Origin of the sequence: Sphingomonas sp. Leaf22 (assembly GCF_001421715.1) — a bacterium.
In the GTDB taxonomy this organism is placed as follows: Bacteria; Pseudomonadota; Alphaproteobacteria; order Sphingomonadales; family Sphingomonadaceae; genus Sphingomonas.
On the sequence record NZ_LMKP01000012.1, the window covers coordinates 23,798 to 37,500 of the forward strand.

Here is a 13,703-nt window from a genome sequence, read left to right on the forward strand (position 1 = left end):
GCCGGTGTCCCGCGGGCACTGCCGAGGTTTTGACGCCCCCCCGTTTCAGCTATCGCCCGCCCCCTCGATCTGCGGACGATATACTTTCCACGACTCCAACGACGATACGCCATCCTGGAAAGACGGTGCGCGCCGCTGCGGCTCAACCGAGCTGCGGCGCGGATTCAAGTTTTGATTCTTAAGATTCTGGGTGTCAGAACCGATAGGGGTAGACGAAGCTTTCGATAGGGGGTGAAGACCGCTATCGATCATGCCGGGAAACACGACAAAGCAACGTGTCTGACGACCGCTTCCACCAATAATTTCCAGCAAAAGCCCATCTTTTTGAAATTTAGTAAGCCAAGTCCGAACGGCAGGTTCGTGGCACCCGGCTTCTTTCGCGATCCGTGGGATCGAGGCGTAACATTTGCCTGAGTTGTTCGCGCGACGTGCCATGACGACGAGGATCATCTTACCCGTAGCCCCACGGATGGGCTCGTCCAAAGCTATGTCGAGTAGGCGCGCTACTGCATGAAAGCGTGCAGCTGGCTGATGCTTATCGGGCTGTGTCATGATCAGCGCCGCGTTGCAGTTTCATAGGCTTCTATGTCCGCTAAGGCGTACCGAATTGCCCCATGTGAATTGCCGCCGAAACGGTGAAATCTCGGGCCAATCTGACGCCAGCGCCATCCCTCAAGTGTACGCTCGTTAACCCGAAGTCGAGAGGCTACTTCTCGTTGTGTTAAGTATTTGCAATCACCGCTCACCGTCTATACTCCATACAACCCTGTGGACAGACGGCTTTCTCTAATACACACCCTCCATCGAAGGTCCATATTGCCGATTTATAGCTGATCCGATAGCCTTGCCCAGCGGTCCCATTCGTGGGACCGCTGGGTATTATTTGATGTACCCAGCGGTCCCATTTGTCTCGTTGATAGCTTATCTACAAATTTATTTTTCGAGCCAGGTTTTTGGTGCTCGTAAATCGTTTTCAGAGCACTGATTGCACTCCCAACACAGGTGCGGCATTGCGGGCACAGTTGACGAGGCGGCTAAGAACGAATCAGCAGCGCTTCGGTTTTTGTACTATCGAGCCCTTACCGTCGGCACCTCAGCGATGCTCGTCGTCCAGGACGGCGACCGCATCTCGGATGGCAGCTTCCACTCCCGCTTGAAGCCCTGCGACGCCGTCACAGCCGTCCACTTGCCGAACCGCCCGTTGATCTCATCCAGCGCCCCCATCAATCGGGCCCGCTTGTCGGCATCCTCCTCGAACAGCGTCCGGGGGCGTATGTCAGCGGCCACGAGATCGTCGAGCATGATCCCGGCCTTGGTAGAAGCGTAGCCATCCCACCACGCCCGCTCCGCGGCCCGCCGCGCCGCTGCGATCAATTCCAGACTGTCGTTGGTCATCGGATGCAGCGTCACCATTCGTGACCCGGCATATTGGGGCCGATCAGGCTTGTGCCGGTTGGTGTGGAAGAACGCCGTCAGCCGGGCGGCAACCAGCCCATGATGCCGCAGCTTCTCGCCGGCGCGCATCGCGTATTCCGTCAGCGCGCCCATCAGCCGGTCGAACGTCGTCACCGGCGTCCCGAACGAGCGCGTCACCGCCATGCCCTTGCGCTGTGGGGCAACCATCTCGACTGCTGCCGATGGCAGCCCACGCAGCTCGGCGACCAGCCGCTCCAGCACAACCGTCCCGACCGCCCTCGCCTGCTTCATCGGCATGTCGTGCAGCGTCCCGGCGGTCATGATACCCAAATCGGTCAGCTTGCGCGCAGTGGCGCCGCCGACGCCCCAGACATCACCGACCGAAAAAGCGTGCATGACGTCGTCGCGCAAAGCGTCGTCACGCAGATCAGCCACCCCGCCCATGCTGGGGTTCTTCTTGGCCGCGGCGTTCGCCAGCTTTGCCAGTGTCTTTGTTTCGGCAATGCCCACGCAGGTCGGGATCGTAGTCCACTGGCGCACCTGATCCTGCATGGCATGGGCATGGGCGACGAGGTCGCGATCCTCGAACCCGGCCAGGTCGAGGAATGTCTCGTCGATCGAATATATCTCGAAATCTCGGGCGAAGGCTTCGCAGGTGGCGATCACCCGGCGCTGCATGTCGCCGTAGAGCGTGTAGATGGACGACAGCACGCGGATACCGTGTGCCCGTACCTTGTCGCGCAGGTGGTGGATGGGATCGCCCATCTTGATGTCCAGCGCTTGGCCTCGGCCGACCGGGCTATCGCGCAGCCGTCGTTGTTCGACAGGACGATCACCGGCACGCCGACGAGGCTGGCATCGAACGCCCGCTCGCACGAGACGTAGTGATTGTTGCAATCTATGAGGGCGATCGGCGGGCTCATGCCATCTTGCGGGCGACGCCGACGACGACGCCCCATATCTCGACATGCTCGTCCACCAGAATCTTGGCGAACCCGTCAGCCTCCGGCACCAGCCAATGCCTGCCATCGACATAGCGCAGGCGCTTCAGCGTCCGGTCGCCGAACACCAGCGCCACGACGATGGCGCCCGACTGCGGCTTCTTGGCCCGGTTCACGACGATCAAATCACCGTCGTTGATGCCGGCGCCTGCCATCGACTGGCCATCGACGCGCATGATGTAACTGGCGGCCGGGTGCTCGACGAGCCAGGCACCAAGATCGATCGGCTCCTGCATGTCGTCCTGCGCCGGCGACGGGAACCCGGCCGGCGTATTGCAGAGGAAGAACGGCACTTCTTGCGGCACCAGCTCGAACGGGATGTCATGAAGGGTCAAGGCGGCCATGGGCCGGGCCGGCACCACGATCGACAGGCGGGGCCGAGTGGGGCGTGTCACCTACAGAATCGCAGGCAGCGGCAGCTGGTGAGGGACGGCCAGCACGGCTCGCGCGTCCTGTGCCGCACCTACCGCCTGCCGGTAGTGGACCGTGCCGTACCGCTCGGCCTCCTCGAAGCCGATCGGCACCCACTCGTCGGACGGATACACGTTCTCGTAAATGGCGCGGGCAGCCGCGCGCAGTTGCAGATCATGCTGCATTTCGTCCTCCGGCAGTGGCGATCACCGCGGGTGCGGCGTGGCCATAGCTAGGCGCATGATGGGTTGATTCGCAAGAACATTGCGTGAACATCGGTTTGATGCGATACCGCCGGCTGACATCCGAAGGGCCTGATCATGACCGATTACGATGACGACCAACCCGCCGAAAAGATGCCGTTCGGGAAGTGGCTGCTGACCCAGCGCGACCGCGGCGACTGGGTAGATGGTATTGCCGATGCCGCCCGCGCTGACCGGACGTTTCCAAAGAACGGCGACCCGGAAGCGGTGCGCGGCCACCTCCGCAAGCAACAAGCTGACGGCGATGCCTTTGCCGCGGTTGATGACGCCGAGTGCGACTGGATGGCGGCGTAACGGATGCTTATCGTCACGTTGATTGCCGCCGCCGCCCTGCCCTCCTTCACCTGCGACGTGATCAAAGTTCACGACGGCGATGGACCACTGTGGTGCCGATCAGGTGAGAAGATCCGCGTCGCCGGCATTCAGGCACCCGATTTCGAAAGCGCCGAGCCGTGCCGCCGGCCGGATGCCCGGCGGGCGAACTACACCTGCGATGATCAGGCGGCTGAACGAGCGCAGCGCATCATGTCCGGCCTGACCATGGGCAAGCGCCTGTCCTGCCAGCCGACCGGCAAGAGCTACAGCCGCATCGTGGCCCGATGCGCCCTACCGGACGGACGGTCACTATCCTGTGCCGCCATTGCCGGTGGGGCGGCTGTCAGATGGGATCGCTATTGGCGGCAGTACCGTATGGGCGAGTGCAAATAGCGACAATGGTGCCCGGATATCGCGGGCAGTCCACGCCCACCGCCGCCGGATTGACCAGGTGCATCATCAGCCCCGTCGGTGCGCATACGCTGGCGGGCCGTGCGCAACGTCCGCCCCAAATATAGCTGTCGGTCCTGCGACAAGATCATCCAGGCACCCGCGCCGGTGAGCGCCATCGCGCGGGGCAAGGCGACCTTCGCGACGCTGGCGCATGTCGTCGTCTCCAAGTTCGACCACCATTTGCCGCTCTATCGCCAGGCCGAGATGATGGCCGCGCAAGGGCTCGACATCGACCGCTCGACGCTGGCGGGTTGGGCCGGACAAGCCGCGGCACTCCTCGACCCCATCGTCAGCCGCATCCGCGACGAGGCGCTCAAGGCCGATAAGATCCATGCCGATGACACGCCCGCGCCGGTGCTCGACCCCGGTCGGGGCAAGACCGCCACCGGGCGTCTATGGGTGTACGCGGCCGACGACCAGGCATCCGGCAGCACGGCACCTCGTGCGACCTGGTATCGCTTCACGCCAGACCGCACCGCTGCGCACCCGCTGGCCCATCTCGCTGGCTTTCGCAGTTTTCTCCAGGCCGATGCCTATGCCGGCTATGACGGGCTCTACCGCAGCGGCGTGACCGAAGTCGCGTGTTGGGCACATTTCCGGCACAAGGTCTTCGATCTGCACGAGCGGTCGCCCACGCCGCTGACGACCGACATCCTCGAGCGGATCGGCACGCTTTACGCTGTCGAGGCCGAGGTCCGCGGTCAACCGCCGGGTATGCGATGCCGAACCCGTCAGGACAAAAGCCGGTTGCCGGTCGATGACCTGCGCGCCGTGCTCGACGCCGCCCTGCGCCGTCTGTCGCCCAGGTCGGATATGGCGAAGGCCATCGCCTATGGCACCAAACGCTGGCTGGCGCTGGGCCGGTTCCTGGATGATGGTCGCCTGGAGATCGACAACAATATCGCGGAACGTGCGCTGCGCGGTGTCGCCGTCGGACGCCGCAACTGGCTCTTCGCCGGTTCGCGCGCAGGCGGCGAGCGCGCTGCAGCCATCTACACCGTCATCCAGACCTGCAAGGCGAACGGCGTCGACCCGCACGCCTATATCGCCGATGTCGTCGCCAAAGTCGCAGGCGACTGGCCTGCCAGCCGCTGGAACGAACTGATGCCGTGGAACTGGTTTCCCGAACCTGCCAGACTGGCGGCATGAGCGCCGAGACCATCGCCCGCCTGCATATCGTCCTGGACGACATAGAGCCCGCCATCTGGCGCCGGGTCGACGTGCCGGTCACCGCCAGCCTCAAGATGCTCCACGACATCGTCCAGGCCGCGATGGGCTGGGAGGACTACCATCTGTGGCATTTCGAGGCCGGCGACCGGCGCTACGGCATCCCCGACCCGATGTGGCCAGAGAGCGGCATGACCGCTGCAAAGAACCTGAAGCTCGCGACGCTCATCGACCGGGGCGTGCGGGAACTCGCCTACACCTACGACATGGGCGACGACTGGCGGCACACCATCACCATCGAGACGGTCGGCCCCGGCGAACCCGACGCCAAATATCCGCGCTTCGTCGATGGCGCCCGGCGCTGCCCGCCCGAGGATGTCGGCGGCCTGCCTGGGTTCGAGATGTTCCTTGACGCCATGGCCGACCCCAAACACGAGGAACATGACCGCTTACGTGAATGGTATGGCGGCCCCTACAACGCCGACGACATCGACGAACGCCTCACTCGCCGCGCCGTCGTCGCCATCGCCATCCGCCGCCACGCAGGCAAACTCGCCTACCAGAAGAGCCGCGCTCAATAACAAGGCTGTCTGCCGGCCACGCTTACATCCGTGCCTTGTCATCGTCGCTGAACCGTCGCCGCGGTTCGGTACCAACCATCTCGATAATTCGCGTCGCCATGATGCCGCACCGGTGTCTGCCACAGTGCCGCACCTGTGGCTTGTCCATCACCTCGCCTGCAAGGCGGGGAAGACCGGACGCTTACCGACACGCAAGGTTTTGGCCCCCTGATGCGCATGATCGTTGACCGGATCGACGCTTTGCTTGCAGACAAAGGCTATCACAGCGATGCGGTTCGCGACACCCTGAACAGCATGGACGTCGAGGCCGTGATCCCGGCCCGGCGCAACCGTCGCGACCCGGCTGCGCATGATCGGGTCAAGTACCGCTGGCGCAACCAGATCGAGCGCATGTTCAACAAACTCAAGAACTGGCGGCGGGTCGCCACCCGGTACGACAAAACCGCCGAGTCCTACATCGGCTTCGTCAGCCTCGCATCAGTCCTGCTCTGGCTGCCCTTTGTCCACGATGCCTAGGTTCGTTCAACGGGGCTAAGATATTGGCGAATAAACTCAATTATGAAGCTTGAGCTCACATGGATTGCATAAGCCCGGTAGTCGTCATCCTTCGTGGTATCGGCAAAATCCGAAACTGATTTGGCGGAAAAGGCGATGGGCCGCGGTCGTGCGCAGGTTTCGGCCGCCATCATTAGACCATAAATTTCCATCTCAACGCCATGCAGCTTGCGGTTCTGCGCCTTGATCGCCTCGACCACCGCTTCGTCGCCGAGAACCGAGGCGCCGCTTGCAACAGCTTCAACATGGCACTGGACGGAATGTGAAGGACGCGTCCCGGCGAATGAGCTTCGGAGAGAGGCGAGCATCGCTTCATTTCCTGCTGCACTCATCAGCGCCGGGCGAATGTCAGGACTGAGCCGCAGTTGATCGGGGCTAGCGGCAAAGCGGGGCTCGCCGCTGACTACTTCATACTTGCCGGAGCCCCAATCCCAGCTTGGATCTGCGACTAGTACGTCCCCCAGTTGAACTCGCCCACGAATGCCGCCCGTGATCCCTGCCATACCGATCCAGTTCGGGCGGTAAAGATCGATGATCTTGGAGGCGAGCGAGGCGGTTGCCGCCATCCCCATCCGGCCTGCGCTAGCCGCGACCACCCGCATCGGGCCGCCCCTGCTCTCGATAATACCTTCGTGGTAAACGGTGCTATCGCCCTCGAAGGCGTGCTCCGACCAATTGAGCTCGCGTTGACGCAGAAGGCCCGTCAGCTCATCGCCTAGGGCGGTGACAATGGCGATGTCGCAAGCGCGGGTTTCACGCGGTCGCCCAAGCATCGAACGCCAGGCCGCCAAGGCATAACGCACGCGACTTGCAAGCTGCTCTCGCCATCTGCCATCGCTCGCATCGTAGCGAATTATACCCCATAAATCGCCGACATCTTGCCCGGGAAGTGCAAGCGCGTCGGGATTCCCGGTCATCGCAACTACATGCGGCGGCACAAAGAAGTTCGGCCGCGTGGAAATTGACCGCATGAAGTCGAGTCCGCCCGATGATTGCGGCGGGAGATCCATCCTGTCCGGCAAATGCAGATCAAGAACCACAAGATCAACATTGCTCTCGTGCAGAAAGCGCTTGGCTCCGGCGGCGTCGCCGACATGGCTAATATCCCGAAGACCGACACCTTCGATATCCACTAAGGTCGACACGATGTTGCGCAGCTTCGCGCCATCATCCTCGACTACAAGGATCCTCATGCGCCTGCCTCCAACTGTGGAACGGTACGGACAAGTTCGCGCAAGCGGTGGCGCCAGTCCTCAGTGGCCGCGTTGAAATAGACTGATCCGAGGTAAATCTCGCTGAACTCGCGCATGAGCTCGCCATCAAGCTGAGCGAGGGTGACGGGCGTGGCGCCGCTGCCGAAGGTGTCGAACCCGGTGACTACGATCGTGCAGCATCGCATGTCGCGGCGCTTGATCTGCCGCAGCAGATCCTTGCCGCCCAGGTTCAAAGGCCGGCCGCCGTCACTGCCCGGCTGGATATCAAAGCTCGGCAGCGTCATGTCTAGCAGCACCAGCTCTGGCTGCAGTCCGACAAGGGCAAGCAGGCCGGATTTGTAAGATCGGGCAACCTCGATCTGAACCGCTGGTGCCTCGTTGGCGAGGAAGCCCCGCAAGCGGTCCATCTTGAGGTCATCATCTTCGATAATGAGCGCGATCATTTCACGATTGCCCTTTCTTCGACTCCTATCTTCACCACGTACTCGGCGTCGCTGTGATACCCAAACTCGAGCACGAAACGAGTGAGCAGGTCATGCCGCAGGATGCGGATGATCTTCGCATAACCAGTTCCGCCTTCCGTGACGGTCAGATTTTCCCTGTTCTCCTCGGCATCGAGGCGCGCGCGCAATTCTGCAAGCGTGACATTGATCGCTTGAAAATCGGCTTCCGGTACGCAGCTGTTGGTCAGCGTCATCTCAAGCCACCCATCGCACAAGGTGGTCTCAAGCGCAATTTCAGGCGCCACGTCCACAAACCCGCTATGAGCTACCGCGTTGTCCATCGCCGTGAACAAGAGGTAGACGAGGCTTTCGAGGCTGCGACCGCGACATTCGAAAGCAACCTCATCTAGTCTCGTCAGCTGGACATTGAGGCTAGGGTGGCAGACGCGGATGCTTTCGGTTGCCACCTCAACAGCGACGCCGAACTCGTAATCTGGCCGCTCCATGTCACGTGCCAGAGTGAACCAATTGGCTACATTCGCAAGGGTGACACTCATTTGGGTACGCGCCGCCGCGATCGCGGCACGCAGCAGCGACGAGTTTGTCGTATTGAGCTCCTGCACTACGTCGCGCTCGAAATCATCGATTATTGTGTGAACGAGCTGGAGAAAATTCTCCTCGATGTAGGCGCGGACGGCGGATAGGCTGAGCTCTAGCACGCGCCAGAACTGGTCGATGACTCTGTCGAGAAAGGCATCAAAGCTTGTGTCAGGCGCGATCTCGGACTGCAGCCGTATTATATCGTAGTTGAAGCTCTGAAAAACAAAGAGACCGTTAGGACAAGCATCGGAGCGAACCTGCACCCGGCGACGGACTAAGTCTTCAATCGCGCCGTCGATCGCCTCGGAAAAGCGCGCGAGCCGCTCGGAGAGCCATCCCGCGAGCGGACTATAGCCCAAGTTGAGCGCTTCCGGCCAAAAGCGGTCCGGCTGATACGTGCCACCGTTGCGCTGCGTAATTAGCGAATTCACCTCGAAGGCGCTTCGCAGCTGGTTACCCATAGTCCCGTGCCGCACGCGCGTGCTCAGATACGCCTCAAGGCCATATTCTTGGCTTGAAATAAGCATGCGCATAAAATCGCGCACGAGCCGCTCGAACATCAACTCGCGCTCGTTTGCCGGGAGGTCGGAAAAGTGAATCCTAACACCGTCGGCGTCGATCTCAGACAGAATCTCCTGCACCTTACGCATCATCCGCATGCGCTCGCTCGCCTCGCCATCGTCCGCGAGAGCCGCCGCAAAGCGAGTATAGGTATCGCGTAGCGTTTTTTCGGCTTGCCGTTTGACGCCGTCAGTATCGACATAGATCTTGGTTCGCTCGACTTGCTCAAAGCGTTCGCGCACCACCCGACGACGGGTGATCTCGCGAATCTCGTCGAGATAGCGCTGCCGTCCGATCGGGTCGCGTTCCGACAGAATACGGCAAATCTCTAGTCGTTCAGTCTCAACCTGCCCAGCATTCTCGATCGCCATGAACTTATCAAGGATTGAGGGGGAGCAAACCTGATCAAGGTAAATATTGAAAAGCTCCACATCAACGCCGGTCGTATGGGGATCGATCTGCGAGGGAAGTGTTGCGCCTAGGCTAAGCGCGTATTCTTCGGCGGCGTCAGCTTCGGCACCGGCGCGCGCATCGCTCCCGAACTGATTAGCGACATGGTAGGCAATTGAGAGCGCGATCTCACCAAAGGGCGGCCTGTCCGTTCCCTGCTCGATCTCGTCCAGCAGCAAAGCGAGCCGGAACATCGCTTGGAGCTTGGGATTGCGCCGATGGGCGTCTGCGACAACGCGCAGTGCTTCCTCGCGGCGGCCCGCAGCCCTATAAGCTAAAAACAGCTCGCGCAGCGCATCGTTTGCGACCGCGCTGACTTCGTGCTCTAGAAGGGGCCGAAGCATGACTATGGCATCATCGTGACGCCCAAGTCGGGTGAAAGCGCGCGCCGTGTAAAGCGCTTGGCGATCCGCGGGCAGCTGTGCGCGCAGCGCGGTGTCGAGCTCGACCTCGCCAAACGCTAGCACTGCGCGTTGCAGGCGGAGCGAAAGCGAGTTCGGATGCCCAGCGATCGCCGCATCTAGCAATGCAACGGGATCGGCAACCGGCAAATTACGCAGCTGGAGCGGCGTCAATTTGGAGCTATTCAGCGCTTCGATCGCGGCATCAGCACTGATTTCACTCGGATCGGTTGATCTGCCGCTGAAAAGCGAGCGGATCGAGGCGGCGAGGGGCCTATGCGCCGCGACCAATGCCTCGCGCATGAGCGCTATGGTGGTCGTGGCGTCGTCATCGGCGAAGACGTGGACCGAGGCCATCTGGCGCACTAATTCGCCGATCGGCGGGGGGAAGTGGACCACGGTGTCAGTGCGCAGCGATGCTCGCGCCGCCAAGCTATAAAGGTTGGTACGCGAGCGATCGCGGACCAACTCCTCCGCAATGCGCTCAAGCGTTTGGGCGTAGGCGCCGCTCGTATAGGCATCGGCGGTTTCTGGTTCGAGCCGTGCGATAAGTCGTAATGACCCGCTTGGGTCCAGCACGGCATCGAGTAATGCGAGGCGATCATCGGGTACGGCATCGCTTAGCCGGCGGATTATCAGTGTCAATTCGTCGCGCATACCGGGCGGCAGTTCGCGGTCACAGGCGAGAGCTTGTGCAACGTCGAGCAGTGCGATGTAACGATCAACGATGGGCAGGTTTTCGCACGCGCCGAGTAGAACGGCGCTCGCCTCGCGACCCAAGGGCGGGCTCGAGAGCGCATAGTAGCGCAGCTGCGTTCGAGACGGTGCCGTGAGCTGACTGCTCGCGATCGTCTCTTCCACCCGCCGCACATAGGCGGCCGGTGAGACGTTGTGATCGGCGCGGTAGCTCATCATATAGACCAGCCAGCCATGAAGAGTGCCAGCACTGTTTTCGGCGATTAGCGTACTCACATAGTCAGCGGATTGGCTAGTTCCTTGGGCGCGGAGCAGAGAAATGCGCCGGCCAATGAGCCAAAGTGACAGTCCCAGATCCGCCTCTAGCCGATCGAGGGCCTCGCCCGCCGCCGCGAAATCGCCAGCGAGCCACGCTGTCTCGTATGCAGCTTCATGAACAATGAATTGTCCGATTATGCCCCGAAAGATCGCAATCACTTCTCCTGTCCAAACAAGGTCTGAGGCAAGATCGTGCGGCAACATGCGCGCGCCAGCGCCCAGATCGGCAAAACGGCGCGGCGTGCTCTTCGGCGCAATCGCAGCGATGAACATTCCGTTGCGGCTGAGTTCGGCGAAGAAGGGGCGAGTTTGCTCAGGGGCTAGGTCGGCTCGTATAGCTTGGAGCGCCGCCCGCGGGTTTCGCCGGATGCCGACCTGCTGCCGAAAAAGCTTGGACCAGTTGAGCTGAGACCGTCTGGTCGTCTTGAGCGGGCTTAAACGATGCGATTTCATTGCGTTGACATGTGCAGTCGGGAGATCGCCGAGAGCAAGCCATTCTGACGTATCGAACGATGAATAGGCGATATGACGTCAGCCTCGGCTTACTAAGGCTAAGTTTTTTTTTGCTGATGGAGGGGGCGTAGCTGCCGGCCAATCTAGGCTGAATGAGAGGCCGTTAAGGGATTTTTGTCGCCCCGAACCCGACGGGCCGTTTTCCACCCGCGCTGCCGTGGTGGGGCAGGGGCATACGCAGGATTTCGCTCCAGCTTGCTACCTGTTGGATACCTAGCGCAGTATGCAGCGCTGGCTTAGAACGCAACAAAGCCCGCTAAGGTATGGTTGCGGGGACAGGATTTGAACCTGTGACCTTCAGGTTATGAGCCTGACGAGCTACCGGGCTGCTCCACCCCGCGACACCTTGGTCGCCCGAGTGGGCGGAAGGGGTGTGTTTGAGATTGTGAATGGTTTGTGTGCACCGGCTTCAATGCCTGGCGACGACCTACTCTTCCATCGCTTGAGCGATAGTACCATTGGCGCAGGCTGGTTTCACGGCCGAGTTCGGGATGGGATCGGGTGGTTCACAGACGCTATAGCCACCAGGCAATGAAGGCGGTGCACGGTTTTTCAAATCGATGTAAGGCTGGGGGTTTCAACCACGCCGCCCGTCGGCATCCAGTGCTGACGTTGGGGGTGTGAACTCTCGTAGCGTGAATAGGACAATTAGTATCGGTTAGCTTCACGCGTTACCGCGCTTCCACATCCGATCTATCGAGGTCGTGGTCTCCGACCGTCCTAAGAAATCTTATCTTGAGGGAGGCTTCCCGCTTAGATGCTTTCAGCGGTTATCCCGTCCATACATAGCTACCCTGCTGCGCCGTTGGCACGACGACAGGTACACCAGAGGTATGTTCACCCCGGTCCTCTCGTACTAGGGGCAACTCCTCTCAAATTTCGACGCCCACGGCAGATAGGGACCAAACTGTCTCGCGACGTTCTGAACCCAGCTCACGTACCACTTTAATTGGCGAACAGCCAAACCCTTGGGACCTGCTCCAGCCCCAGGATGTGATGAGCCGACATCGAGGTGCCAAACAACCCCGTCGATATGAGCTCTTGGGGGTTATCAGCCTGTTATCCCCGGCGTACCTTTTATCCGTTGAGCGATGGCCCTTCCACGAGGGACCACCGGATCACTATGACCGACTTTCGTCTCTGCTCGACTTGTCAGTCTCGCAGTCAGGCTGGCTTATGCCATTGCACTCTAACAGACGGTTTCCAACCGTCCTGAGCCAACCTTCGCGCGCCTCCGTTACTCTTTAGGAGGCGACCGCCCCAGTCAAACTACCCGCCACAGAGGGTCCCTCGCCCAGTTTCATGGGCGCAGGTTAGACATCAGAAAACAACAGGGTGGTATTTCACCTATGGCTCCACGTCAGCTGGCGCCGACGCTTCAAAGCCTCCCACCTATGCTACACAGTTCTTTCCTAATGCCACTCTGAAGCTGCAGTAAAGGTGCACGGGGTCTTTCCGTCTAACCGCGGGTACTCCGCATCTTCACGGAGAATTCAATTTCGCTGAGCATGTCCTGGAGACAGTGGGGAAGTCGTTACGCCATTCGTGCAGGTCGGAACTTACCCGACAAGGAATTTCGCTACCTTAGGACCGTTATAGTTACGGCCGCCGTTTACCTGGGCTTCATTTCAGAGCTTGCACCCCTCCACTTAACCTTCAGGCACCGGGCAGGCGTCAGGCCCTATACGTCGTCTTGAAGCCGACTTAGCAGAGCCCTGTGTTTTTGCTAAACAGTCGCTACCCCCTGGCCTGTGCCCCCCAACAGAGCTTGCGCTTAGTTGGGGCCTCCTTCTTCCGAAGGTACGGAGGCAATTTGCCGAGTTCCTTCAGGACACTTCTCTCAAGCGCCTTGGTATACTCTACCTGACCACCTGTGTCGGTTTCGGGTACGGTCTATACGGTGGGGCTATTTCCCGGGACAGCTTCGAAGCCGGATCAATCCGATAAGATCCGACAACACACGCCATCCGTCACACACCACCAGGCCCACGAATATTAACGTGGTTCCCATCGACTACCCCCTTCGGGCTCGTCTTAGGGGCCGGCTCACCCTGCGCGGATTAGCCTTGCGCAGGAACCCTTGGTCTTTCGGCGAGAGGGCATCTCACCCTCTTTATCGCTACTCATGTCTGCATTCGCACTTCCGATACCTCCACGACCCATTACCAGATCGCTTCACAGGCGTACGGAACGCTCCGCTACCGCGTGGAGTTAAATCCACACCCTAAGCTTCGGTGCGTGTCTTGAGCCCCGTTACATCTTCGCCGCAGGAACCCTTGTTTAGACCAGTGAGCTGTTACGCTTTCTTTAAAGGATGGCTGCTTCTAAGCCAACCTCCTGGTTGT

At 60.6% G+C, this 13,703-nt stretch carries 12 protein-coding genes, 1 tRNA gene, 2 rRNA genes and 2 pseudogenes (1 of these 17 cut by a window edge); 5 read left to right on the plus strand and 12 right to left on the minus strand.

Going from position 1 to position 13,703, the window contains the following annotated elements; genetic code table 11:
* Window positions 1–45 precede the first annotated feature (45 nt).
* The 6 genes and pseudogenes from ASE70_RS19100 to ASE70_RS06810 form a co-directional block, all read right to left on the minus strand.
* Complete coding sequence (locus ASE70_RS19100) at window positions 46–450, minus strand: helix-turn-helix domain-containing protein (RefSeq protein WP_162235940.1); 405 nt, start codon at window positions 448–450, stop codon at window positions 46–48.
* A gap of 104 nt (window positions 451–554) precedes the next feature.
* The gene (locus ASE70_RS21065) at window positions 555–746 is read right to left on the minus strand and encodes a helix-turn-helix domain-containing protein (protein WP_443024849.1); all 192 of its coding nucleotides are present in this window, start codon (window positions 744–746) and stop codon (window positions 555–557) included.
* A gap of 322 nt (window positions 747–1,068) precedes the next feature.
* Window positions 1,069–1,968, minus strand: coding sequence for a DinB/UmuC family translesion DNA polymerase (locus tag ASE70_RS06800; RefSeq protein ID WP_443024854.1), 900 nt, complete (start codon window positions 1,966–1,968; stop codon window positions 1,069–1,071).
* Window positions 1,945–2,375 (minus strand): annotated as a pseudogene (locus ASE70_RS20970) (Y-family DNA polymerase); the annotation flags it as partial. The gene ASE70_RS06800 and the pseudogene ASE70_RS20970, both read right to left, overlap by 24 nt.
* Entirely contained in the window at window positions 2,336–2,761 is a 426-nt protein-coding gene (locus ASE70_RS06805; RefSeq protein ID WP_056502804.1) for a LexA family protein, read from the minus strand. The gene ASE70_RS06805 and the pseudogene ASE70_RS20970, both read right to left, overlap by 40 nt.
* Before the next feature lie 51 nt (window positions 2,762–2,812).
* Window positions 2,813–3,013, minus strand: coding sequence for a hypothetical protein (locus ASE70_RS06810; RefSeq protein ID WP_056502807.1), 201 nt, complete (start codon window positions 3,011–3,013; stop codon window positions 2,813–2,815).
* Between the two features lie 135 nt (window positions 3,014–3,148).
* Between ASE70_RS06810 and ASE70_RS06815 the strand changes: the two genes are divergently transcribed.
* The 5 genes and pseudogenes from ASE70_RS06815 (at window position 3,149) to ASE70_RS06835 (ending at window position 6,123) form a co-directional block, all read left to right on the plus strand.
* The gene (locus ASE70_RS06815; protein ID WP_082450819.1) at window positions 3,149–3,385 is read left to right on the plus strand and encodes a hypothetical protein; all 237 of its coding nucleotides are present in this window, start codon (window positions 3,149–3,151) and stop codon (window positions 3,383–3,385) included.
* Between the two features lie 3 nt (window positions 3,386–3,388).
* Window positions 3,389–3,799, plus strand: coding sequence for a thermonuclease family protein (locus ASE70_RS06820; RefSeq protein ID WP_056502811.1), 411 nt, complete (start codon window positions 3,389–3,391; stop codon window positions 3,797–3,799).
* Between the two features lie 78 nt (window positions 3,800–3,877).
* A pseudogene (tnpC, locus tag ASE70_RS06825) lies at window positions 3,878–5,008 on the plus strand (IS66 family transposase); the annotation flags it as partial.
* Window positions 5,005–5,607: a plasmid pRiA4b ORF-3 family protein gene (locus tag ASE70_RS06830; RefSeq protein ID WP_056502814.1), complete on the plus strand. Its 603-nt coding sequence runs from the start codon at window positions 5,005–5,007 to the stop codon at window positions 5,605–5,607. The pseudogene tnpC and the gene ASE70_RS06830, both read left to right, overlap by 4 nt.
* Window positions 5,608–5,742: 135 nt before the next feature.
* A complete protein-coding gene (locus tag ASE70_RS06835; protein ID WP_082450820.1) occupies window positions 5,743–6,123 on the plus strand; it encodes a transposase in 381 nt (126 codons plus the stop codon).
* On the opposite strand, the gene ASE70_RS06840 is transcribed toward ASE70_RS06835, so the two are convergent.
* The 6 genes from ASE70_RS06840 to ASE70_RS06865 all read right to left on the minus strand — a co-directional run.
* Window positions 6,120–7,355 carry a phosphorylase family protein gene (locus ASE70_RS06840; protein WP_056502816.1) on the minus strand — a complete coding sequence of 412 codons (1,236 nt, stop codon included), beginning with the start codon at window positions 7,353–7,355 and terminating at the stop codon, window positions 6,120–6,122. The genes ASE70_RS06835 and ASE70_RS06840 overlap by 4 nt on opposite strands.
* Window positions 7,352–7,819 carry a response regulator transcription factor gene (locus tag ASE70_RS06845; RefSeq protein WP_056502819.1) on the minus strand — a complete coding sequence of 156 codons (468 nt, stop codon included), beginning with the start codon at window positions 7,817–7,819 and terminating at the stop codon, window positions 7,352–7,354. The genes ASE70_RS06840 and ASE70_RS06845 overlap by 4 nt, the downstream gene beginning before the upstream one ends.
* Window positions 7,816–11,298 (minus strand): hypothetical protein, encoded by a 3,483-nt coding sequence (locus ASE70_RS06850; protein WP_056502822.1) that lies wholly within the window; start codon window positions 11,296–11,298, stop codon window positions 7,816–7,818. The genes ASE70_RS06845 and ASE70_RS06850 overlap by 4 nt, the downstream gene beginning before the upstream one ends.
* Before the next feature lie 324 nt (window positions 11,299–11,622).
* Window positions 11,623–11,699, minus strand: a tRNA-Met gene (locus ASE70_RS06855).
* Window positions 11,700–11,772: 73 nt separating this feature from the next.
* Window positions 11,773–11,887 (minus strand): 5S ribosomal RNA (gene rrf, locus ASE70_RS06860).
* Window positions 11,888–11,988: 101 nt separating this feature from the next.
* A 23S ribosomal RNA gene (locus ASE70_RS06865) occupies window positions 11,989–13,703 on the minus strand; it runs 1,102 nt beyond the window's last position.

Coding starts and splice junctions, on each gene's coding strand:
- ASE70_RS19100 (WP_162235940.1), bottom strand. CDS start 450: ATGATCCTCGTCGTCATGGCACGTCGCGCGAACAACTCAGGCAAATGT.
- ASE70_RS06800 (WP_443024854.1), bottom strand. CDS start 1,968: ATGCAGGATCAGGTGCGCCAGTGGACTACGATCCCGACCTGCGTGGGC.
- ASE70_RS06805 (WP_056502804.1), bottom strand. CDS start 2,761: ATGGCCGCCTTGACCCTTCATGACATCCCGTTCGAGCTGGTGCCGCAA.
- ASE70_RS06810 (WP_056502807.1), bottom strand. CDS start 3,013: ATGCAGCATGATCTGCAACTGCGCGCGGCTGCCCGCGCCATTTACGAG.
- ASE70_RS06815 (WP_082450819.1), top strand. CDS start 3,149: ATGACCGATTACGATGACGACCAACCCGCCGAAAAGATGCCGTTCGGG.
- ASE70_RS06820 (WP_056502811.1), top strand. CDS start 3,389: ATGCTTATCGTCACGTTGATTGCCGCCGCCGCCCTGCCCTCCTTCACC.
- ASE70_RS06830 (WP_056502814.1), top strand. CDS start 5,005: ATGAGCGCCGAGACCATCGCCCGCCTGCATATCGTCCTGGACGACATA.
- ASE70_RS06840 (WP_056502816.1), bottom strand. CDS start 7,355: ATGAGGATCCTTGTAGTCGAGGATGATGGCGCGAAGCTGCGCAACATC.
- ASE70_RS06845 (WP_056502819.1), bottom strand. CDS start 7,819: ATGATCGCGCTCATTATCGAAGATGATGACCTCAAGATGGACCGCTTG.
- ASE70_RS06850 (WP_056502822.1), bottom strand. CDS start 11,298: ATGAAATCGCATCGTTTAAGCCCGCTCAAGACGACCAGACGGTCTCAG.